Raw genomic sequence first — 21440 nt, forward strand, 5'->3', positions numbered from 1 at the left:
ACGTGCAACCCCACGAACCACGCTGTCGGGCCGGACAAACATGGGCACCTGCCCCTCGAGCGAGGCGCCCCGGCAAACCGCCATCGAGGCGCCCCGCCGAATCGCCATCGGGGCGCCTCGCCGATTCGTCATCGGGGCGCTTGGCCGAACCGTCATCGCGGCGCTTGGGCCGAGTCGCCATCGCGGCCCTCGGCTGAATTCGCCATCGGGGCGCCTTGCCGAATCGCCAAGGCGCCCCGATGGCGAAGCCCTATCGCACGACGGCAATCCCCTCGATCTCCACCAACGCCGCCTCGTCCCACAGCCGGGTCGCCCCGATCACCGCCATCGCCGGGTAGTCGCTGCCGACCAGCCGTTTCCACACCAGTCCGATCTCCGGGGCGTGCCGGCGGTAGTCGGCGACATCGACGGCGAAGACGGTGAGCTTGGCCAGATCCGACGGGCCGGCACCGGCGGCGGCCGCCGCGTCCAGGAGGTTCCGCAGGGCCCGCTCGAACTGCGCGACGATGCCGACGCCGACGATCTGATCCCCCAGGAGGGCGGTCTGCCCGGCAAGAAAAACCATGGTCCCGGAGGCGGCCCGAACGGCATGACTGAACCCCGTCGGCCGCGACAGATGGGGCGGGTTGATGCGCTCCAGGCAGGCACCGGACGCGCCCGACGCGGCCGGCACGGGGGTCTCAGCGCTCATGCTCATCTCCGGTGGGCTCCCTCCGCCGCCAACTGCTCCCGCACACCCAGCGATTGAAGCGCGTCCCACTCCCCCCGGGGAACCTCTTGGACGGAGATGACGAGATCCCATGCGGTCGGCCCCGGGCATCAGCTCACAGGACACGCGCAGAGCGCACCCGCCACCCGAACATGACGCGAGCCACCAGCGGCCCCTCGCACCACACCCGACCATCAACGTCACGTGGCACTCGCCGCCACCCAGCACAACCACCCGGACACCGGGCCCCATCACCTCACCGATAACCTCCACCGGCTATCGGTCACCGGTCACCTCCGCCGACGCATCCACGACCTCCGCCGACGCGCCCACGACCTGCGCCGGTGCACCGATGACCTTCAGGGCGCCGGGCGATGGCAGAGGCACGGCGATGCGGGCGGGGGCGATGGTGGCAGAGGCACGGCGTCGACGGGCAGTTGGTGCTGACGGGGCAGGCGCCCGCGGAACCAGAGAGTCCGGGCCGATGGCGGCACCGGAATGTCCGGGCTGACGGCGACGTTTCGGGCCGCACGCCGCTAAGACGTGCCCGCCGCCGAGTCCGTGGCCGCCGCCGCAAGCGGCTCCTGGCCGTCCAGCAGGCCCTGCGCCCCGTACGGCGGAGCCACCCTTACACCTGGCGCCTGATGTTCCGGGACGCCACGGGCGACCCGGAGGTGCAGGCGTTCCACCGCGAACTGCAGCGCAGGCAGCGGGAGACCGATATGGCGCTGCTCCGCGAGTTCGTCCCCGGTATCCCGGAGACCGAGCTGGAGCCGCTGGGGGAGGCGATCCGCAGTTCGCTGTACGGGCTCGCGCTGTGGTGGCTGGAACGCCCCGAGCGCCCGCGCGAGGTACTGGTCGCGGCGATGCTGCGGATCACCCGTGGCCTGATTGCGACCTTCGAGGCCCCGGAGGGTGGGCAGGACGGCGACGCCACGGCCCGAGCGTGACGTGCGCACGGAGCGCCGCCCCGCCGCCTCCCCCCGGCGCTCCGCCCGCCCCTCCCGGCGCCACCCTGCGCCTACTTCACATTCCGCCCTCCCTCGGGGATCGCACCTCGCTCGGGGAGTGCACCTCCCTCGGGGATCGCACCTCCGACGGGGAACGCACCCCGCGTCCGTTCACTTCGCATCGGCATAGCAATCCACCACCGCCGTAGTGAACGGAAAGCGCACCGGTATGTCCCCGAAGGCGATCCGGCCCGCCGCCGCGGCGGCCGTTGTGATGGCGTCGGAGACGGACCGGGCCTCCTCGGCCGGGCAGTGCACGATGACCTCGTCGTGCTGGAAGAAGACCAGCTCGGCGCGGAGCCCGCCCCGGGACAGCGAATGGCGGAGGGCGGCCAGCATCAGCAGGGCCCAGTCGGCGGCGCTGCCCTGGACGACGAAGTTACGGGTGAACCGGCCGCGGGCGCGGGCCGCCGAGCTGCTGCCGTAACCAGAAGGCGCCTCCTCCTGGGGGAGACCCGCCTCGTCGGGGGGTGTCACGGACGCGGGCGGGCAGGTGCGGCCCATCCAGGTGCGCACCAGGCGGCCCTCCTCGCCGGCGCGGGCCGCGTCGTCGACATAGGCCACCGCGGCCGGATACCGGCGGCGCAGATCGGCCATGTGCTTGAGGGCATCGCCGGACGTCTGGCCGTAGATGGCACCGAGGAGCGCGAGCTTGGCCTGGGCGCGGTCGCCGCGGAAGGCGCGGGCGGCGAGGTCGGCGTAGAGGTCCTCGCCGCTGCCGGCCACCTCCATCAGGCCGCGGTCGCGGGAGACGGCGGCCAGCATCCGGGGCTCCATCTGGTCGGCGTCGGCGACCACCAGGCGCCACCCCGGGTCGGCGATCACGGCCTGCCGGATCACCTTGGGGATCTGCAGTGCGCCCCCGCCATTGGTGGTCCAGCGGCCGGAGACCGTGCCGCCGGGGAAGTACTCGGGGCGGAAGCGGCCGTCGCGCACCCATTGCTGCAGCCAGGACCAGCCATGGGCGGTGTGGAGGCGGTAGAGGGACTTGTAGGCCAGGAGCGGGGCCACGGCCGGATGGTCGATCTGCTGGAGCTCCCATTTACGGGTGGAGGACAGGGAAATCCCGGCTCGGGCAAACGCCTTGATGATGTCGTTCGGCAGGTCCGGGCGCACCCGCTCGCCGGGCCCGAAGGCGCTCGACACCTCTTCGGCCAGCTCCGCCATCCGCCGTGGTTCGAGGCCGCCCGGATAGCGCTCGCCCAGCAGTCCGTTCAGCAGCTCGCGGTGCACATCCGCCCGCCACGGCACCCCGGCCCGTGTCATCTCCGTCGCGATCAGCATGCCCGCCGACTCGGAGGCGAGCAGCAGCCGCATCCGCTCCGGGTGTTCGGTCTTCGCCGTACGGGCCACCTGGCCGGCGTACACCTCCAGGAGGGCCGTCAGCTCGTCCGTGCCGGGCGGCAGCGGCACCGGCCCCGGCTCGAACAGCGACGGTTGTGTCTCGGCGGTCCGCGCCGGCGCGTCCTCCGGGACCGGCAGGCGGTGCAGCCGGGCCCAGGCGGCGGCCAGCGAGCGCGGCTGGCCCGACTGCCCCTCCTCGTGGCCGATCAGCAGCGCCTCGGCCGCCTCGACGTCGTAGCAGCGCGCGACCCGCACCCCGTCCGCCAGCAGACGCCGGTAGATCTCCGGGGTGGACCGCCACACCCACCGCTCGGCCTCGGGCCGTGACCGGATCGCCTCGGCGAGTGAACGCTCTTCCTGCACGGGCCCGGCTGCCCGCCCGTCCAGGGTGAGCGGGCAGAGACGAGCACCCCCGTCGCCCGTCTCCGCTACCGCCCATCTCATGCCCCCGAGTCTTGCACCAGGGTCTGACAATCGCCCTGACCTGCGCATACGACACCGGAGCGCCGAGGGCTGAGCCCAGAGGCGGCCGACGTCCGCGGGCCCTGGCCGGTGCGGACGACGCGCCGCCGGTGCCTGCCGCACGGCATCGGCGGCGGACGGCTCCAGCGGAGAGCCCCGGCAGAGAGCCCGGCGGACGGCTCCATCATGCGGCCCCATCTGCCGTGCGACGACGGCAAGTTCGGCGGTAGAGGGCGGCCGTGTCGGCGCTTCGTCCGTGGTTTGTGAGCAATGGCGGAGCGGGGAGCGGGAGGGGAGAAGACGATTCCTCCGCAGGCGCCGCCGATAGCCAAGGACACCCCTTGCGAGCCGCATGGACAACTGGCATAGGGGCGACGCCGATATGCAACGATGGGAATTGATTGTGCTAGGGGATCGGCACTTTGGCACCTTCACCCGGATGCTTCACTACCTCTTTCCTGCTTCATGCGTTGAGCAGCTTGTCGCTCTTAGCGGCGCGTACAGATCCCCGAAATGCTGCTCAGTAAAGAGGTTCCCAGTGAAGCTTGTATCGAAGGCCGTTGTCCTGTCCGCCGCCGCGGGTGTGGCCGTGGTGAGCGGGGCCGGAATGGCCGCTGCCGACGGTGGGCACGGCGCCAAGGCGGTCGGCGTCGCCAAGGGTTCCCCCGGTGTGCTCTCCGGCAATGTGGTCCAGATGCCGATCGACCTCCCGCTCAACGTCTGCGGCAACACCGTCGAGGGCCTCGGGTTCTTCAGCCCGGCGTTCGCCAACCGCTGTGTCAACCGCTGACCATTCCCCGCGTCAGTTGCAAGGCCGGTACGTGCTCTCCGTACCGGCCTTTGCGCGCCCGGAACTCGGCTCAAAGCCGGAACCCCGTCCGCGGTCGCGGCACCGCTCGGAGGCGGTGATATGTGTCTATGGATAACGTGGCATTCGGGTGAATGGGCGAAACCGCTCTCCCCGAAGCGAGTTGACCAGTGCGCTCCGGATACGGGCACTCCGCTTCGAGAAGGGTGAATGGTGATCAAGAAGGTCCTGGCCGTGGCGGCTGCAGCCGCGTCTGTCGTCGGAATCCCGGTGACGGCCGTCCCCCAGGCGATGGCAATCGGTGACCACAACGGCACCGGCACGGTCAACGGTAACGGCCCCCTGTCGGCTTTCGGCAACGGAGTCCGTCACCACTGATCAGGCCATCGGCCGTACATCTGGGATCGTCGGCTTCCTCCTTGTGGGCGGGCCCGGACGCGCGGTACCCCTACGGACCGTAGGGGCGGGAATTCCAGGTTCCCTTTTCGGTAGGAATTCGTATTCGGCGAGTCCCTCGCCTGTTCGAACTGCGGTAGTTTCCTCGCGTCATATGCGCGGCGGCAATCTCCCGAAACGACTTTGCATCATTCGGGCGATTCTTCGGAAAACTCTGCCGCGGGCGTTTCGTTGGCGAGGGTGAATTGTTATCAATGGTGGCAGCGGAGTTACGGGCGATCAGGATTTCGCCCGTGCGGCACGACGGTCGTGATCGCTACGGACCCGCTGCAGGAAGGGCTGAAAGTGAAGTACGCAAAGGTCGCTGCAGTTACTGCCGGAACGCTCATGGCAGTGGGCGCGGCTGCGCCGGCGTTCGCCGATGCGCACGCCAAGGGTGGCGCCAAGCACTCCCCCGGCGTCCTCTCGGGCAATGTCGTTCAGACGCCGATCCACATCCCGGTCAACGTCTGCGGTAACACCGTCGAGTTCATCGGGCTGCTCAGCCCGGCGTTCGGTAACCACTGCCTCAACCGCTGAACGCAAAAATAATTCGAGCCAGGTCGCTCTGACCGGCCCCGGCGCGCAGTCCATGCGTGCCGGGGCCGTCGACGTCTGGCGGCGGGCATCGGAAACGCGAACGGTTCGCTTCTTTCGGGTGGCGTTGTCAAGAAGGCGGCAGTTCAGAGTTTCTCCGGGGGGCGGGACTCGTTAGTCAGGGCGAAAGCGGTGATCCGAGCAGCTAAGTGTTTGCTCACGCGGCGCTGGTGTCGCGAGCCCCTCAAGCACCGCCCCGAGAAGGGACAGCGAAAAAGTGAAGTACGCGAAGTCTGCCGCGATTGTTGCCGGTTCTGTCATGGCGATCGGTGCGGCCGCCCCCGCTTTTGCAGCCGGCCCCACGGCCCCGCGCCCCGCGGCCCCGCGCATGAGCCTCAACGGCGGTCTGGCGGACGTGCTGCACGGTGGGCAGCTGGACGGCCGCGACGTCGCGCCGCTGGTCAAGACGGTCAAGGCCACGACGAAGACCGTGAAGGGCGGGCCCAAGAATTTTCTCCGCGGTAACCAGGTCAATGGCGCGCAGCGGTCGCTGCTCGGCGGTCTGCCGCTTCCGCGGTAATGACCGGGTGGGCGTGAACTGAACTTCGCTGTTCGCTTTCGTTCCGGCGTTCCCGGCGAATCGCGTCGGCGGATCCCCTGTGGCATCCCGGACCGGCATTTCAGACCGTTAGGGCGCTCGGCAGGGTGGTCCGGCACGGCGGATCAAGGTGCCGGGTCATTGTTCGGCGAATGAGTGCCGGTCGGTTCACCACGGTGAGTCGGCCGGCACGGCTCTTTGTCCGTCAACGGAAAGGGTGCGTGGCAGTCGCACGGGAACTCCTTTCCGGTCGAGGGTGCTGAGGAGCTGCCGCACATTCTGGATGACATCCTGGTTCTCGCCGGGAACGGTAAGGGCAATCACGTACCTTACGGATAGGATCCGGGCCGTCCGGGCCTCCTTCTTCTGGGCGGCCCGGATTTCGCTGTATGGGGGCGGGGGAAGGGGTACGTGTTCGGCTGCGTGCCGGATGTGAGGGGAAAGTGAAGCGGGTGTGATAATCGATCTGGAAGCGCGGCTCGGAATTGTTATTCGGCCGTGATCGGAATGGGCCGGGGTATTCGTTATCCAGGGCGTGTGGAGGGACGCATGTCAATGCCCTTGCGAGATTGATGGGGCTGCCAGGGCATTGGCATGCCCGCCGGAAACGTGAAGTTCAGTGCAGCGCCATCGGGCCCGCGCCGTCGTCGGCGCGGGCCCGATGATGTTTCCGGGGTCAGGTGATTCCGCCGGGGAGTCTGGGCAGTGTGGGCAGGCCCGGGAGGTCGGGGGCCGGCAGCCCGCCGAGGGTAATGCCGGCGATGACGTTCACCAGTGCGGTGATGCTGTTTGCCGTGGCGCTGGTGATGGTGGCCGGATCGCCCGCCGAAATCGCCCGGAGCAGGGCGTCGGCCTTTGCCTGGAGCCCGGCCAGGGATTCGGCCCGCAGATCGGCGGCGGACTTTCCGGTGCCGCGCCGCGCACCGTTGTCGGGCTGTGAGATGGACGGTGCGGAGGGAGCTGCGGGGGAGGCCTGCTGGGCGGCGCTGATGGCGTTCTTGATGGCCGTGGTGTGGGTGTTGAGGAGATCCGTGGGCAGCTTTCCGCCGTCGGCGGCCGCCAGGACGTCATTGATCAGGTCGGTCACCGGTTTGAGGACTCCGGCGATATCTCCCAGGTTTTTGGCCTGCGTCTTGAGGGCGTCGGTGTTCGGCAGCGGAACCCGGTGTGCGCGGGCGCCGTCGGAATGGCGCGGGGCGTCGTCCATGGACGCGATGGCCTGTCCCGCGACGCCCAGAGCGAGGGCTCCACACGCGGCGGCGGAGATCAGCAGACCGGCCTTCCGGGAGATACGCATGGCGGGTTCCTTTCCCGTGATGTGCGAAGGAGCCGAGCGGTGCGGGGGCTCATCGTCACCCTGCGAACGGTATTGACGGTCTGCAAGATCTGCTGCGGCAGATGGCCGAGGCGGCGCCGCAATAAATCCGGGTGATGCCTTATGGGCAGGCGCAATTCCATCTGTTCGGGTGATGGTGCGGAACTCGCGCCCGTTTGGTGGGTTGGTGGGAAGAGGATTCCCATAGCGGCGGTGCTTCTCCGAAGGGTAATGCGCAATGAAGAAGAGGAGGGTGGGCGCGGCCGTGGCGGGGGGAGTCCGGTATCCACTGACGGTCATGCGCGGCCGGCGGGTTTCGGCGGCCGGCCGAGCGGTTCCGGCGGGCCGCTCGGCCTGGGCCGCCCGGCCGAGGCGGTCATCGGCAGCGCCGGACGGCTCGGCCGCGCGCCGTCGTCTCCGCGGCGCCGGACGGACTGCGGCTGGAAGCCGCCCGGCGGTCGTACGACGGTCGTGTGGATCAACGGGGGAGACCCGTGTCCGGCACGGGAAGGATCGTTCTTTCGCCCGTTGGGGAGCCCCCTCCGCCTGGGGGTTTGACGTGGCCTTGGGGTGCGGTTCGGGTGCGGTGCATGATCCGGGAGACCGTACGGCCGGGAGCTGGCAAAATTGCACACAAGCCGGACATGAAATCGGCGATGAGAAGTCGTGGCGACAGGTCGCAGCGACAGGTCGTGGCGACAAGACGTGGCGACGAGACGTAGAGACAAGTCGTAAAGACAGGCCGTAGCGAAAGGCTGCAGGGACGAGCTGCAGAGGCACGCTGCAGCGACAAGCCGCAAAGCCGACTGATCGGTGAGGTGTGGGCCATGCGTATCGCACTGGCGCAGACGGACTGCGTGCTGGGTGAGGTGCCGGAGAATCTCGACATCGCCCAGGAGCAGATCAAGCAGGCGGCGGAGCAGGGCGCCGATCTCGTCGTCTTTCCCGAACTGAGCCTGCACGGCTATCACTTGGGTGCGCTCAAGCGCGATACCTCCATCGAGACGCGCGATTCCCGGCTGCTGGAGCTGAGCTTCCTCGGGCCCGATGTGCTGGTCGGCCTGCATGAGCACACCAGCCTGCGGGCGTACAACACCTCGGCGTACTACGCGGAGGGGTCGCTGGTGCATGCGCACCGCAAGCTCTATCTGCCCAATTACCTTGCGTGGGAGGAGCGCAAGCATGTCAGCCCGGGGCAGTCGATGCGCGCGTACGACCTGACGAAGTCGCCGAGCGGCGGGCGGGGTGCCACGCTGGTGTGCAATGACGCGTGGCAGCCGGTGCTGCCGTGGCTGGCAGTGCAGGACGGCGCCGAGGTGCTGTTCGTACCGACCAACAGCGCGGCGAGTCTGGACCCGGAGGCGATGGACACCGTCGCGTACTGGGAGACCCTGCTGGCCTATACGGCTCGGATGCTGCAGTGCTGGGTGGTGTTCGTGAATCGGGTGGGGAACGAGCACGGCGCCACGTTCTGGGGCGGCTCGCGGGTGGTGGATCCCCGGGGGACGGTGGTGGCGCAGGCGCCGAAATGGGAGCCGGGGCTGGTCACCGTCGACATCGATCCCTCCGAGGCGCGTCGGCAGCGGCGCGCGGTGCCGCTGGTGGCCGAGGCGCGGCTGGGGCTGGTCGACCGCGAGGTGCGGCGGCTGATCGACGAGGGCGGGGACAGCTAGGCGGGGGCGGTCAGGGCCGGGCGGCCGGGGTGGGGCGCGTCAGTGGCCGGGGGCGGATTCCGGGCGGGGCGTCTCGGCCGGGCGCTCGTCCTTGAGGGCCTTGGCCTCGGACTTGAGGATGCGCATCGACCGGCCGAGGCCGCGCGCCATGTCGGGCAGCTTCTTCGAGCCGAAGAGCAGCACGAGGGCCGCGATGATCAGGATGAGGTGCCAGGGCTCGAAGGCGTTGCGGAGCATGGGGCGCTCGCTTTCGTCGGGTAGGTGCCTGGGGCGGTCTGCCCAGTATTACCCGAACGGTCCGGCCGCCCGGTCCAGGGGGCGCACCTGGCTCCGGACGGCCGGTCGCGGCTACCGGCCGGACTTGCGTACGCCCGGGAGGTAGCCGTGGTGGGCCTGCTCGCGCAGCCGTACGCGCGAGAGTCCGAAGGCGCGGAAGTAGCCGCGCGGGCGGCCGTCGACGCCGTCGCGGTTACGGACCCGGGTGGCGCCGGCGTCCCGCGGCCGACGGGGGAGCTCGCGCCGGGCGGCGAGCCGCTCCTCCTCGGGCGTGAGCGGATTGCGGATGACGGCCTTGAGGAGGGCCCGCCGGGCGGCGTAGCGGGCGACCCTGGCGCGGCGCTTCTCGTTCATGGCGATCTTGCCCTGCTTGGCCATCAGACCTTCTCCCCCCGGGCGCGGATCCGGGCGACGGTCGCTTCGATCCCGATCGTGTCGATGGTCTTGATGCCCTTCGCGCCGAGCGTGAGCCGGATGTGCCGGCCCTCGCTCTCCAGCCAGTAGCGCTTGTGCTGGATGTTGGGGTCGAAGCGGCGTGAGGTGCGCCGGTGCGAATGGGAGACGGACTTGCCGAAGCCGGGCTTGCGGCCGGTCAGCCGGCAGTGGGCGGACATGGTGCGGTCCCTCCGGTGGTCGGGGCCCTCTCGGAAGCCTTATTGAAAATGGAAACCATTTGCGTATACTACCTGGCATGGCGCGCAATGAACTACGCCCGGCCATCAAGCTCCGGTCCACCGCCGGAACCGGGTTCACGTGCTCTGCATCCGATGACTCACTACAGAGCAGAGGCGGAGCGAAGCGGAGCGTCACCCGCAAGAACCGCCGCAACGACCCCGACCGCCTGGAACTGCGCAAGAACGCCCGGGTCGCCGGGCGCCACGTCACCTTCCGAGAGGAGCGCTGAGAGCAGCCATGAAGCCTGGAATCCACCCCGCGTACGGGCCCGTCGTCTTCCGTGACCGGGCCGCCGACCACGCCTTTCTGACCCGCTCGACGGCCACCAGCGACAAGACGGTCGAGTGGGAGGACGGGAACACCTACCCCGTCATCGACGTCGAGATCTCCTCGGCGAGCCACCCCTTCTACACGGGCACCGCCCGGGTGCTGGACACCGCGGGCCGCGTGGAGCGGTTCGAGCGCCGGTACGGCGCGGCCGGCAAGCGCGGGGCCCGCTGATGGAACCGCTCGATATCGCGCTGGTGGGCGGCCTGCACGCGGATGCGCGGCGGGCCGCCGTCGAGCGGCTGCTGCGCTCCGTGCCCGGCAGCGTCGCCCTGCATCACGACCTCGCCTCGGCGGCGGACGGCACCGTGCGCCGCACGGTCCGCGACGCCGGTGGCACGCTCGGCGCCGGCGACGCCCCGCTGGTCAACGACTGCGCCTGCTGCGCGCTGCGCGAGGACCTGGTGCCCGAGCTGGAACGGCTGGCCGCGGGCGGGACCCGGCTGGCGATCGTGGAGCTGTGGGACTCGGTCGAGCCGAAGGCGATGGCCGAGGTGGTCACCGCATGCGGCAGCGAGAACCTCGCGCTGACGGGGGTGATCACGGCCGTCGACCCGGCGCTGCTGCTCCCGTATCTGGCGTGCGGCGACGACCTCGCCGAGGCGGGGCTCGCGGCCGCCTCCGCCGACCGGCGCACCGTCGCCGACACCTGGGGCGCGGCAGCTGGAGTACGCGCCGGTGCTGGCGATCGCCACGGGGGAGGAGGCGGCGGCGCCGGCCGATCTTGCGCTGCTTGCGCAGCTGCATCCCACGGCGCGCCAAGTGCCCGTCGAGTCAAGTGAGTTGGCGGCCGTGGCGCTGGCCGGATTCGATGTGGAGGCCGCCGCCGCGCGGCAGCACCCGGCCTGTGCGCTGCTGCCGCAGGAGGCCGACGCGGAGGGCGTCGGCACGCTCGTATGGCAGCACACCCGGCCGTTCCACCCCGAGCGGCTCTACGCCGCGCTGGAGGATCTGACCTGCGCGGCCGCGCGCAGCCGGGGCCGGTTCTGGCTGGCCGACCGGCCGGACACCCTGCTGTCCTGGGACGCGGCGGGCGGCGCGCTGTGCGTGGAGAACTCCGGGCCGTGGCTGGCCTCGCTGCCGGACGCCGCCTGGGAGATGGTGCCGCCGGTGCGCCGGGCCGCCGCCGCGCTGGACTGGCATCCCGAGCGCGGCGACCGCGCCCAGCACCTCGTCTTCACCTCGCCCGGACTGGACCGCGAGGGGCTGACGTCCCTGCTGGAGTCCTGTCTGCTGACCGATGCCGAGTACGTGGGCGGGCCGTCGGCCTGGAAGAGCCTGCCGCCCGCCTTCGACGAGCTGCTCGACCCGGTCTCGTAGGACGGGCCGGTCTCGTAGGACGGGCCGGAAACCGGCCGTGATGCGTACGGATCCGGCCCTGTAGTGCAAGTGAAGCCCTTAAGTGCTGCCAGTGAAGGAAGCTCCCATGCCCCGTCGGCACGACCCCCGCCGCAGGACCACGCCCCGCCCCAACCCGCTGGATGCGGCGGGCATCACCTACATCGATTACAAGGACACCGATCTGCTGCGGAAGTTCCTCTCGGACCGCGGCAAGATCCGCAGCCGTCGCGTCACCCGGGTCACCGCGCGGCAGCAGCGGCAGCTTGCCCGCGCCATCAAGAACGCCCGGGAGATGGCGCTGCTGCCGTACGCCTCCCGGTGACCGGCGCCGTCCCTGCCCTGCCCCGCCCTGCCGGAAGGGCGCACCCGCGATGACGAGAAAGGAGGGGATGGCCTGGCCGATGAGGGCTTCGACCTCGACGAGCCGTACCAGGTGTGGCGGCACCGCCGCATGCGGGACGGTCGTCGGCCGATTGTGAGGGGGCGTTCGGGGAAGGCGCTCGACGAGCTGTGACGGGGGCGGCACGCGCTGTCGTGCACGTGCATCTGCGCATGCATCTGCATGTGAACACAGCTATGATCCCCGGCAGTTGACGCCCTTTCTCACTGGGAGAGCCCTGTGCCCCACGCATACAACGGCATGGCCGCCACGGATCTCCGCGATGCGGCCTGGCAGAAGAGCAGGCACAGCAATTCCCAGGGTTCCTGCGTGGAATTCGCGAAGCTGCCCGGGGGTGAGATCGCGGTACGCAACTCCCGCTTTCCGGACGGCCCGGCGCTCATCTATACGCCCGCCGAGGTCGAGGCGATGCTGCTCGGCGTCAAGGACGGGGAATTCGACCATCTCGTGGGCGAATAGGCGCGCAGGACCGAAAGTTCGACCCTTTGGCGTTCGGCGTTCGGCGTTTGATGTTCGGCGTTCGACGTTCGGCGTGGGAGCGGCGGCTTGCCCGGGTGCGGGTACGTACGACAGAGGCCCCGTCCGGGCGGGGCGCCTCCAGGGGCCGCCGGGCAGGGCCGTGCATCCGTGCACCGAGGTGCGGTTCTCCGGGCTCCCCGGGTTCTCCGGGGTCTCCCGTTCCGGCTCTACGGCAGCCGGAACTGGGCCCATACGATCTTGCCGTGCATCGCGCCGGTGAGCCGGTGCCAGCCCCAGCTGTCGCTGAAGGACTCCACCAGGTAGAGCCCGCGGCCCGATTCCGCGGCCGAGTCGGCCTCCCCGGCGACCGGTGAGGCGTCGCTGGGGTCGCGTACGGCGCAGATCAGCCGGGAGGACCAGCGCATCAGGTGCAGCCGGGCGGGCGCGGCGCCGATGGCCGTCTCCGGCATACGGGGCTCCGGGACCCGGGCCTCCGGTGCGAGTGGCTCCGTGGCGAGGATCGCATGCCGCAGGGCGTTGGTGACGAGTTCGGAGACGACCAGGGCGACCCCGTCGAAGAGCTCGTCCAGATCCCATCTCTGGAGGGTGTCGCGGGTGAACTTCCGTGCACCGCCGACCGATTCGTACCGCGGCGGGAGCGTGCAGGACACGGATCCGGAGACGGACAAGGGGTCGACGGGAGGAAGGCCCTGCCCTAACGGCTCGAGCATGGTCAAAACCCTGGTCCCCATGCGAGGCACTCCTGGCGTTCGCGGACGTCATGACCCTGGCCGGTCAGCCGGATCTGGCGGATCTTTCACGAGCGAGCATGTGTGCGTCGCCTATCGTTCCCAATGTCCACGACAGATGCAAGGGCAGATGCACGTGCACGCGCCTCGATTGCGGAGAACGGGGCGATATCGGGCTGTTTTTTCCTCGACTTCGTGTGGAGGCCTTGCGCGGAAGTCACATATCAGTAACCGCACGAGCACTCAACGAAGCGCGAACGTGGCAGACTGCGGCGCACCATTGGACGGGGTGGGGTCACAGGAGGGTCTGAGAGGTGTCCGAAGGTGAGTCGAGCGGGTCGGTGGTGCGGCGCATCCTGCTGGGGGCGCAGCTCCGCAGGCTTCGTGAATCGCGTGGCATAACCCGTGAGGCGGCCGGCTACTCGATCCGTGCGTCGGAATCCAAGATCAGCCGCATGGAATTGGGGCGGGTGAGCTTCAAGGCGCGCGATGTGGAGGATCTGCTCTCGCTGTACGGGGTCGGGGACGAGCAGGAGCGCGATGCGCTGCTCTCCCTCGCCCGCGAGGCCAATGCGACGGGCTGGTGGCACAGTTACACCGATGTGCTGCCCGGCTGGTTCCAGACATATGTCGGTCTGGAGGGTTCGACTTCCCTCATCCGTAACTACGAAGTCCAGTTCGTGCACGGGCTGTTGCAGACGGAGGGCTATGCGCATGCGGTCGTCCGGAGCGGTATGCCCGGCGCCGGTACCGCCGAGATAGAGCGCCGGGTCGCGCTGCGGCTGGAGCGGCAGAAGCTGCTGGTGGCCGAGCAGCCGGCGGAGTTCCACTGTGTGCTGGACGAGGCGGCGCTGCGTCGCCCGTACGGCGACCGCGCGGTGATGCGCGACCAGTTGCGGCATCTGATCGATCTGTCCGAGCGGCCGAATGTGCACCTCCAGGTCATGCCGTTCAGTTTCGGCGGGCACGCGGCGGAGAGCGGCGCGTTCACCATGCTGGGGTTCCCGGAGACGGGGCTGCCGGACGTCGTCTATCTGGAACAGCTGACCAGCGCGCTGTACGTGGACAAGCCCGAGGAAGTGGCGCAGTACGCGCGGGCGATGGACCGTCTCCAGGAAGAGGGGCCGAATCCGGCCGAGACCCGCGACCTGTTGCGCGGTCTCCTCCAACTGATGTGACGCGTGGGTAGGATGAAAAACCATCAGGAGTCAGCACCCCCACTGCGGCGCCCTGAGCGCCCTTCCTCCAGATCGGGATGGCATGTCCTACTTCGACGAGTTGGCGTATCAGTTCATCGACGGCGAGTGGCGCTCGGGCAGCGGCTCGTGGGACATCGTCGATTTCAATCCCTATAACGGCGAAAAGCTGACGTCGATAACCGTGGCCACGGTCGAGGAGGTCGACCAGGCCTATCGCGCCGCCGAACGCGCCCAGCGGGAATGGGGTGCGACCAACCCCTATACCCGGCGGCTGGTTTTCGAGCGGGCGCTGCGGATCATCGACGACCGCGAGGAGGAACTGGGCGCGGCGATCGCCGCGGAGGTCGGCGGGACGCGGGCCAAGGTGGGCTTCGAGCTGCATCTGGTACGGGAATTCCTGCGCGAGGCGATGCAGCTGGCGCTGCGTGCCGAGGGCCGGATTCTGCCCTCGCCCATTGACGGCAAGGAGAACCGCCTCTACCGGCTCCCGGTCGGTGTCGTGGGGGTCATCTCCCCCTTCAACTTCCCCTTCCTCCTTTCCGTCAAGTCCGTCGCGCCCGCGCTGGCGCTGGGGAACGCCGTTGTCCTCAAGCCGCACCAGAACACCCCGATCTGCGGTGGCGGGCTGGTCGCCAGGATCTTCGAGGACGCCGGGCTGCCGGCCGGGCTGCTGAATGTCGTGGTCACCGACATCGCCGAGATCGGTGATGCGCTGATCGAGCACCCGGTACCCAAGACCATCTCCTTCACCGGTTCGGAGAAGGTCGGCCGCCATGTCGCGACGGTCGCCGCCGCGAACTTCAAGCACTCGATCCTGGAGCTGGGCGGCAACAGCGCGCTGGTCGTCCTCGACGACGCGGATATCGACTACGCCGTGGACGCCGCCGTCTTCAGCCGCTTCGTCCACCAGGGCCAGGTCTGCATGGCCGCCAACCGCGTGCTGGTGGACCGCGCCGTGGAGCGGGAGTTCACCGAGAAGTTCGTCGCCAAGGTCGCGTCCTTGAAGGTCGGCGACCCGACGGATCCGGGGACGCATATCGGGCCGTTGATCAACGAGGGCCAGGCCGAGGCCATCGCCGCCCTGGTGGACCGGGCGGTCGCCGACGGTGCCGCCGCGCTCGTCCACGGCGAGACCCGGGGCACGCTGGTCGGGCCGAGCGTGCTCAGCGGCCTGCCGGAGGACTCCCCGCTCCTCACCCAGGAGATCTTCGGCCCGGTCGTCCTGCTGATCCCCTTCGACGGCGACGACGAGGCCGTGCGGCTCACCAACGCCACGCCGTACGGGCTCAGCGGCGCCGTGCACACCGGGGACATCGAGCGCGGGGTGCGGTTCGCCAAGCGCATCGACACCGGGATGATCCACATCAACGACGGCACGGTGCACGACGAGCCGATCGTGCCGTTCGGCGGCGAGAAGAGTTCCGGGGTGGGGCGGCTGAACGGCGACGCGATGGTGGAGGCGTTCACGACGACGAAGTGGATCTCCATCCAGCACGGCCGGTCGCAGTTTCCGTTCTGAGCCGCCGATTCCCAAGTAGGGCAGAAACTGTCCTACTTGGCTCCTAACGTGAGGGGTGTCGGGAAGCGGACGGCGCGGTGCCGTCCGCCGGCGGATGCCACGAAAGGCGGCTGTTATGCCCACTCACGTACTTGCCGAGGCCCCTGGTGACGAGCGCGGTGCGCTGCTGGGCTTCCTGGAGGCGCAGCGCGGCGGGCTGCGGCGGGCGGTCCTGGGGCTGAGCGACGAGCAGGCCTCCGGGCGGCCGAGCGCCAGCGAACTGTCGCTGGGCGGGCTGGTCAAGCATGTCGCGGAGGTCGAGCAGCGCTGGGTCGAGATGGCGCAGGAGCTGCCGCAGTCCGTCGTGCGGACCCAGGACACCTGGCACCTGAGCTTCCAGTTGGAGGACGGCGAGACGCTGGCCGGGGTGCTGGCGCACTGGGACGAGATCGCGCGGCTGACCGAGGAGTTCATCCGCAAGGTGCCGAGCCTGGACGACACCTTCCCGCTGCCGGAGGCGCCGTGGTTCCCGCCGAACGCCCGGCAGTCGATGCGCTGGCTCGTACTGCATCTGATCGAGGAGACCGCCCGGCACGCCGGTCATGCCGACATCGTCCGCGAGTCCCTCGACGGCAAGACGGCCTTCGAGCTGGTGGACGAGGAGCAGGCGGCGCAGGGGGAGTAGCGGCGGGGGAGCGGCGAGCGGGGGCGGCCGGTCGGTGCTCTGCGGGGCGGTCAGTGGTCCCGCCGCCCGCCGCCCGCCGCCCGGCGTGCCTCGTCAACTCGCTTTCGTGCGGGGAGAGTTCGGGGTCTTCGGCCTCTGTGGGCCGCTCCTGGTCGGGGTGTCCTCCGCTGCGGCGGCGGTGCGGGCGGACCGTGCGCGCGGGGCGGGGCCCGATGTAGTCAAGGTTGAATAGCTCAATCCGTCGAGGGGTGGGGCCGTCTAGTCTGTGGGCAGGACGGCTGTGAGGGATTGAGGAAGCGATGTCGGCGATCCGGCTGTTGGTGTTGGGTGCCGTGCGGCAGCACGGGCGGGCGCACGGCTATCAGGTGCGCAACGACCTGGAGTACTGGGGCGCCCATGAGTGGTCCAACGCCAAGCCGGGCTCGATCTATCACGCGCTCAAGCAGATGGCGAAGCAAGGGCTGCTGCTCGCCCATGACGTCGCGCCCAGCACCGTCGGCGGCCCGCCCCGTACCGAATACGAGGTGACCGAGGCGGGCGAGGCGGAGTTCTTCACGCTGCTGCGCGAGGCACTCTCGCAGCACGATCAGAAGCCCGATGTGCTCAGCGCCGGTATCGGCTTTCTGCTTGACCTGCCCCGGGCCGAGGCGGTGGCGCTGCTCAAGGAGCGGGTGCGCGGCCTGGAGGAGTGGCGGAGCGCGGTCACCGAGTACTACACGCCCGAGGGAGGGCCCGGTCAGCTGGGCCATATCGGCGAGATCATGAACATGTGGGTGTGCTCCGCGGACAGCGGCGCGGAGTGGACTCGCGGGCTGATCGAGCGGATCGAGGGCGGCGCGTATGTCTTCGCGGGGGAGGGGGAGCCGTTCGTGGGAGTGCTGGCGGAGGGGCAGGAGAACCCTTACGCGACGGAGGACGTCCATCCTGGGGACGATCGCTGATTCGGCCGGGGCAGGCCGAACCGGCCCTGGCGGGCCTGTGAGTTCGCTGTGGGGCCGCTGTGAGGACGATCACCCGGCGAGTGGTCGGACGGTGTGCAACCTTCGGGAGAAATCGCAGGTCATGTTCGCGTACAGCCGTATCGCGTATGGCCGGATCACGCCGGGCGGGTCGCGGCGGCCGCTCTGACTCCCGAAGAAGGTCTGGATGAAGCTTCACCGCACTCTGGCGGGCACCGTTGTCGCCCTTGCCGTCATGGGGCCCGTGGCACTGCTCGCGGCCCCCGCCGCCCAGGCGACGGAGGAGGGGCCGGCCGCCTCGCCCAAGCCGGCCGCCTCCGGGCCGGCCGAGCCGAGTGCTTCCGAGCCGGCCGCCGCCGCGTCGGCAGAACCGAGCGGTGAGCCGTCCCCCGAGTACACCCGCCCGACCTTCTGCTCCGGGATCCCCGAAGAGGAGCGCGGCAAGACGGGGCTGCGCGGCCTCCCGGGCAAGATCGTCGCCGGATCGGGCTGGCACGGGTTCACCTATCGCGTGGTGAACGTGTCCAAGGTGAAGGTCATGGAGACCGATGTCTCCCTCGATCTCGGCACCGCGGACCCGAAGATCAAGGACGTCTCCGAGCTGGCCGTGACGGTCGACTGGTTCAACCCGGTCACCGGCAAGTGGAAGCCCATCGAGGGAGGCGGCGCCGGGGTCTTCGACAACGAAGAGTTCGCCACCCTGAAGAACCTCAAGCCGGGCGAGCACGCCGACGCCAAGATGCGGATCAAGATCGGCAAGAAGGCCAAGGCGGGCACCGGCTACTTCTTCACCCTCGGCCACTCGTACGGCGAGGACGGCCAGTGCGGCTTCGATGAGATCAGCCGGTTCGACTTCACCGTCCTGGCCGCCGGCAGCAAGCCGGGCAAGGTCACCGATGCCAAGGCCAAGCCGGGGAAGCCGGGGAAGCCGCGGAAGGCGGCGACGCCGGGCGCGCCCGGAACCGCCGGCAAGCCCGGAACGCCCGGCCACGCGGCCCACGCTGCCCACGCGGACACCGCAGGGACCAAGCCCGCGGCGTCCGGTGCGCGCGACGAGAGCCCGGTCGGCGGCCCGTCCGACGGCAAGCTCGCCACGACCGGTTCCTCCGACGCGCTGCCGACCGTCGCCGCCCTCGGTGGTGCCGCGGTCCTCGCGGGCGCCGGGGCGGTCTTCGTCGTGCGGCGGCGGCAGGGCGGTTCCGGCGCGTAGGCCGGTGGGGGAGGGGGCCGGCGGCGTCAGCGGGAGTCGTCGGTCCGCGCCCGGCGGGCCCGGAGCAGCAGGGTGACGGCCCCGCCCGCCGCCAGCGTCCCGGCGCCGGCGCCGGCCACCGCCAGGGGCGCAATGCCCCCGCTCCCGCCGTCCTGCCCCGGCGTGCCCGTGCCGCTGTGGTGTCCGGACGCTGCCGTCACGACGAGGTTGCTGCTGCGCCTGACCCGCCCGTGGTGGCTGACGACGGTCACGGGATAGCTGCCGCTGTCCAGGTCGGACCGGATCCTGGCCGGACCGTAGAAGCGCGGGTCGTCGCCGTCACCGGCTTTGCTGTCGTCCCGCCTCAGCCGCACCGGCCCCTCGAACGCCGGTGAGGTCGCGGTCAGTCGCTCCTCCTCACCCGGGTCGGGTGAACGGTCCCACCACACCACCTGCATCCGGCCGCCGGCCTTGACGCGGAAGTGGCGGGTGGAGTCCTCGATGTAGCCGCGCTTCCGGAAGAACTCGGGGCCGTGCCCCTTGCCCTTGTAGTCGTGGTCGCCGGGCCGGGCGGCCCGTACCGTGAGCCGGCGCTCGGCGATCACCCGCCCCTTCGGGCCGGTCAGCACCACCTTGTACGTGCCGTCCTCGGCCTCCGGCCGCACCCTGGGCACCGCCTCGAACATCCGGGGAATGTGCCAGTACCCGCCGTGCTCGTCGTGCCGGAGCGGGACGGGGCCCTTGAACGCCTTGGAGTGCACCGTGAAGGACGTGCCGGTCTCCCCCGGGTACAGATCGTCGTAGGACAGCCCGACCGGCGCGCCGGGGCGGTTCCCGTCCAGATCGCCGGCCACGTCGAACGAGGGCCGGGGCGCGGCCACCACGCGGATCTTGCTCCGTTGCGTGATGCGCCCGGCGATCTCGACCGTGAGTGGGTAGGTGCCGGGGCGGGTCCTCATCGCGATCGGGGTCCGGGCGCGGTAACTGAGGCCCCAGGTGGGCTCCGTCATCGGGTCCTGGTGGTAGGCGAGCCGGAGGGGGCGGGGGAAGGCCCGGGAGGTCACGACGACCTTCTCGTGCCGGGCCTTGACGCCGATCACCTCCAGATCGACGAGCTGTCCGGGCCGCTCGCCGTCGGTCTGGAACAGCAGCTGCGGCTTCTTCTTGGCCTGGCTGCCGTCGTCGGCCGCCGCGGCACCGGGCGCGGTGACGCCGCACACCGCCATCGCACCGCACATCGCGGCGACCGTGATACGCAACCAGCCCACGACGCTGCCCCCTCGATCCGGTTTCCCGGAAAGAGGCGGTTAGCGCCCACTTGGTTGCTTCGCGTCCGCGAGCCGGTGCGCGGCGGGCGGGAGTTGGCCGGGGCGGTCAGTGGTGGAACGCCGTCGCCATGCTTTCCGGCCGCTGCAGCGGGCCGGGCTGCTCGCGGAGTTCGGGCAGCAGCTGTTCCAGGTCGGCGAGGAAGAGGTCGGCGAGGTCCTGGGAGAAGCCGTTGCGGCAGACGATGCGCAGGACGGAGAGGTCCTCGCGGTTCGGGGGGAAGGTGTAGGCGGGGATCAGCCAGCCGCGTTCCCGCATGCGCCGGGAGACGTCGAAGACGTCGAAGGCCTTGATGTCGTCGGTCGTGGTGAAGGCGAAGACGGGCAGTTCGTCGCCGCGGGTGAGGAGGCGGAAGTCGCCCAGCGCGGCGATCCGTTCGGCCATCGAGCCGGCCACCTCGCGCGTCGCCTGCTGGACGGCGCGGTAGCCCTCCCGGCCCAGCCGCAGGAAGGTGTAGTACTGGGCGGCGACCTGTGCGCCGGGGCGGGAGAAGTTGAGGGCGAAGGTCGGCATGTCGCCGCCCAGGTAGTTGACGCGGAAGACCAGCTCCTCGGGCAGCGCCGCGACATCGCGCCACAGCACCCAGCCGACGCCGGGGTAGACCAGGCCGTACTTGTGCCCGGAGGTGTTGATCGAGGCGACCCGCGGCAGCCGGAAGTCCCACTCCAGGTCCGGGTCGAGGAACGGCGCGATCATGGCGCCGGACGCGCCGTCGACGTGCACCGGAATGTCCCAGCCCTTGCGTTCCTGGAGTGCGTCGAGGGCGGCGCAGATGTCGGCCACCGGCTCGTAGGACCCGTCGAAGGTCGAGCCGAGGATGGCGACGACGCCGATGGTGTTCTCGTCGCAGAGGTCGACGGCGGTCTCCGCGTCGAGGTGGAAGCGGTCGCCTTCCATCGGGACCTGGCGCGCCTCGACCTCCCAGAAGTTGCAGAATTTCTCCCAGCAGACCTGGACGTTGGCGCCCATGATGAGGTTGGGGCGGGCCCGGCCCGGATAGCGGTCCTGGTTGTTCCGCATCCAGCGGCGCTTCAGTGCCATCCCGGCCAGCATGCAGGCCTCGCTCGACCCGGTGGTGGAGCAGCCGACGGTGGAGGACGGGTCGGGCGCGTGCCACAGGTCGGCGAGCATCGCCACGCAGCGCCGCTCCAGCTCGGCGGTGCGTGGGTACTCGTCCTTGTCGATCATGTTCTTGTCGCGGCATTCGCCCATCAGGATCCCGGCCTGCGGCTCCATCCAGGTGGTGACGAAGGTCGCGAGGTTGAGCCGGGAATTGCCGTCCAGCATCAGTTCGTCGTGCACGAACTGGTAGGCGGTGTGCGGGGAGATCGGGCCTTCGGGGAGGGTGTGCCGCGGCGGCGAGGTGATCATGCCCGACACCGGATCGGCCTCGCCGTAGAAGGGGTTGACCGAGTGGCCGGCGGCCTGCCGGTCGCTCTCGGTTGCGCCTTTGTGCAGGGTCATGG

General features: G+C 70.0%; 24 protein-coding genes and 1 pseudogene. 16 read left to right on the forward strand and 9 right to left on the reverse strand.

Annotation, left to right across the window (positions count from 1 at the left end; translation table 11 throughout):
• Window positions 1-250: 250 nt before the first annotated feature.
• Complete coding sequence (locus AC5677_RS21660; protein WP_497189578.1) at window positions 251-691, reverse strand: RidA family protein; 441 nt, start codon at window positions 689-691, stop codon at window positions 251-253.
• A 662-nt stretch (window positions 692-1353) separates the two neighbouring features.
• Here AC5677_RS21660 and AC5677_RS21665 point away from each other — a divergent pair.
• Window positions 1354-1659 (forward strand): hypothetical protein, encoded by a 306-nt coding sequence (locus AC5677_RS21665; RefSeq protein WP_497189579.1) that lies wholly within the window; start codon window positions 1354-1356, stop codon window positions 1657-1659.
• Between the two features lie 171 nt (window positions 1660-1830).
• Here the strand turns inward: AC5677_RS21665 and AC5677_RS21670 are convergent, their stop codons facing one another.
• Window positions 1831-3507: a bifunctional 3'-5' exonuclease/DNA polymerase gene (locus tag AC5677_RS21670; RefSeq protein ID WP_497189580.1), complete on the reverse strand. Its 1677-nt coding sequence runs from the start codon at window positions 3505-3507 to the stop codon at window positions 1831-1833.
• Between the two features lie 556 nt (window positions 3508-4063).
• On the opposite strand from AC5677_RS21670, the gene AC5677_RS21675 reads away from it, so the two are divergent.
• The 4 genes from AC5677_RS21675 (at window position 4064) to AC5677_RS21690 (ending at window position 5885) form a co-directional block, all read left to right on the forward strand.
• Window positions 4064-4315 (forward strand): chaplin, encoded by a 252-nt coding sequence (locus AC5677_RS21675; protein ID WP_497189581.1) that lies wholly within the window; start codon window positions 4064-4066, stop codon window positions 4313-4315.
• A 228-nt stretch (window positions 4316-4543) separates the two neighbouring features.
• Window positions 4544-4711 carry a hypothetical protein gene (locus tag AC5677_RS21680; RefSeq protein ID WP_497189582.1) on the forward strand — a complete coding sequence of 56 codons (168 nt, stop codon included), beginning with the start codon at window positions 4544-4546 and terminating at the stop codon, window positions 4709-4711.
• A 363-nt stretch (window positions 4712-5074) separates the two neighbouring features.
• Window positions 5075-5308 carry a chaplin gene (locus AC5677_RS21685; RefSeq protein ID WP_497196707.1) on the forward strand — a complete coding sequence of 78 codons (234 nt, stop codon included), beginning with the start codon at window positions 5075-5077 and terminating at the stop codon, window positions 5306-5308.
• A gap of 274 nt (window positions 5309-5582) precedes the next feature.
• Complete coding sequence (locus AC5677_RS21690) at window positions 5583-5885, forward strand: hypothetical protein (protein WP_497189583.1); 303 nt, start codon at window positions 5583-5585, stop codon at window positions 5883-5885.
• A gap of 694 nt (window positions 5886-6579) precedes the next feature.
• On the opposite strand, the gene AC5677_RS21695 is transcribed toward AC5677_RS21690, so the two are convergent.
• On the reverse strand, window positions 6580-7200 hold the full coding sequence (locus AC5677_RS21695; RefSeq protein WP_497189584.1) for a hypothetical protein: 621 nt from the start codon (window positions 7198-7200) through the stop codon (window positions 6580-6582).
• 845 nt (window positions 7201-8045) lie between these two features.
• On the opposite strand from AC5677_RS21695, the gene AC5677_RS21700 reads away from it, so the two are divergent.
• Window positions 8046-8891, forward strand: coding sequence for a nitrilase-related carbon-nitrogen hydrolase (locus AC5677_RS21700; protein WP_497189585.1), 846 nt, complete (start codon window positions 8046-8048; stop codon window positions 8889-8891).
• Window positions 8892-8930: 39 nt separating this feature from the next.
• On the opposite strand, the gene tatA is transcribed toward AC5677_RS21700, so the two are convergent.
• The 3 genes from tatA to rpmB form a co-directional block, all read right to left on the reverse strand.
• Window positions 8931-9128: a Sec-independent protein translocase subunit TatA gene (gene tatA / locus AC5677_RS21705; RefSeq protein ID WP_497189586.1), complete on the reverse strand. Its 198-nt coding sequence runs from the start codon at window positions 9126-9128 to the stop codon at window positions 8931-8933.
• A gap of 111 nt (window positions 9129-9239) precedes the next feature.
• The gene (gene rpsN, locus AC5677_RS21710) at window positions 9240-9545 is read right to left on the reverse strand and encodes a 30S ribosomal protein S14 (RefSeq protein ID WP_497189587.1); all 306 of its coding nucleotides are present in this window, start codon (window positions 9543-9545) and stop codon (window positions 9240-9242) included.
• Complete coding sequence (gene rpmB / locus AC5677_RS21715; protein ID WP_497189588.1) at window positions 9545-9781, reverse strand: 50S ribosomal protein L28; 237 nt, start codon at window positions 9779-9781, stop codon at window positions 9545-9547. The genes rpsN and rpmB overlap by 1 nt, the downstream gene beginning before the upstream one ends.
• A gap of 77 nt (window positions 9782-9858) precedes the next feature.
• On the opposite strand from rpmB, the gene rpmG reads away from it, so the two are divergent.
• From rpmG to AC5677_RS21740, 5 genes and pseudogenes are all read left to right on the forward strand, one after another.
• A complete protein-coding gene (rpmG, locus tag AC5677_RS21720; protein WP_497189589.1) occupies window positions 9859-10071 on the forward strand; it encodes a 50S ribosomal protein L33 in 213 nt (70 codons plus the stop codon).
• Between the two features lie 8 nt (window positions 10072-10079).
• A complete protein-coding gene (locus AC5677_RS21725) occupies window positions 10080-10343 on the forward strand; it encodes a type B 50S ribosomal protein L31 (protein ID WP_497189590.1) in 264 nt (87 codons plus the stop codon).
• Window positions 10343-11489 (forward strand): annotated as a pseudogene (locus AC5677_RS21730) (CobW family GTP-binding protein). Before AC5677_RS21725 ends, AC5677_RS21730 begins: the two are co-directional and overlap by 1 nt.
• Before the next feature lie 106 nt (window positions 11490-11595).
• The gene (rpsR, locus tag AC5677_RS21735; protein WP_497189591.1) at window positions 11596-11832 is read left to right on the forward strand and encodes a 30S ribosomal protein S18; all 237 of its coding nucleotides are present in this window, start codon (window positions 11596-11598) and stop codon (window positions 11830-11832) included.
• 297 nt (window positions 11833-12129) lie between these two features.
• Window positions 12130-12369, forward strand: coding sequence for a DUF397 domain-containing protein (locus AC5677_RS21740; RefSeq protein WP_497189592.1), 240 nt, complete (start codon window positions 12130-12132; stop codon window positions 12367-12369).
• Window positions 12370-12596: 227 nt separating this feature from the next.
• Here the strand turns inward: AC5677_RS21740 and AC5677_RS21745 are convergent, their stop codons facing one another.
• Window positions 12597-13121, reverse strand: coding sequence for an ATP-binding protein (locus AC5677_RS21745; protein WP_497189593.1), 525 nt, complete (start codon window positions 13119-13121; stop codon window positions 12597-12599).
• Between the two features lie 311 nt (window positions 13122-13432).
• Here AC5677_RS21745 and AC5677_RS21750 point away from each other — a divergent pair, with 311 nt between their 5' ends.
• The 5 genes from AC5677_RS21750 (at window position 13433) to AC5677_RS21770 (ending at window position 18669) form a co-directional block, all read left to right on the forward strand.
• Complete coding sequence (locus tag AC5677_RS21750; RefSeq protein ID WP_497189594.1) at window positions 13433-14296, forward strand: Sco1979 family transcriptional regulator; 864 nt, start codon at window positions 13433-13435, stop codon at window positions 14294-14296.
• 82 nt (window positions 14297-14378) lie between these two features.
• Window positions 14379-15836: an aldehyde dehydrogenase family protein gene (locus AC5677_RS21755; RefSeq protein ID WP_497189595.1), complete on the forward strand. Its 1458-nt coding sequence runs from the start codon at window positions 14379-14381 to the stop codon at window positions 15834-15836.
• A 115-nt stretch (window positions 15837-15951) separates the two neighbouring features.
• Window positions 15952-16500 carry a DinB family protein gene (locus AC5677_RS21760; protein WP_497189596.1) on the forward strand — a complete coding sequence of 183 codons (549 nt, stop codon included), beginning with the start codon at window positions 15952-15954 and terminating at the stop codon, window positions 16498-16500.
• A gap of 299 nt (window positions 16501-16799) precedes the next feature.
• On the forward strand, window positions 16800-17441 hold the full coding sequence (locus AC5677_RS21765; RefSeq protein WP_497189597.1) for a PadR family transcriptional regulator: 642 nt from the start codon (window positions 16800-16802) through the stop codon (window positions 17439-17441).
• A gap of 205 nt (window positions 17442-17646) precedes the next feature.
• Entirely contained in the window at window positions 17647-18669 is a 1023-nt protein-coding gene (locus AC5677_RS21770) for a hypothetical protein (RefSeq protein ID WP_497189598.1), read from the forward strand.
• 26 nt (window positions 18670-18695) lie between these two features.
• Here the strand turns inward: AC5677_RS21770 and AC5677_RS21775 are convergent, their stop codons facing one another.
• Window positions 18696-19916 carry a hypothetical protein gene (locus AC5677_RS21775; protein ID WP_497189599.1) on the reverse strand — a complete coding sequence of 407 codons (1221 nt, stop codon included), beginning with the start codon at window positions 19914-19916 and terminating at the stop codon, window positions 18696-18698.
• Between the two features lie 106 nt (window positions 19917-20022).
• Window positions 20023-21438: a glutamate decarboxylase gene (gad, locus tag AC5677_RS21780; RefSeq protein WP_497189600.1), complete on the reverse strand. Its 1416-nt coding sequence runs from the start codon at window positions 21436-21438 to the stop codon at window positions 20023-20025.
• Window positions 21439-21440: the final 2 nt, after the last annotated feature.

Source organism: Streptomyces sp. JLSY215, from assembly GCF_059682825.1.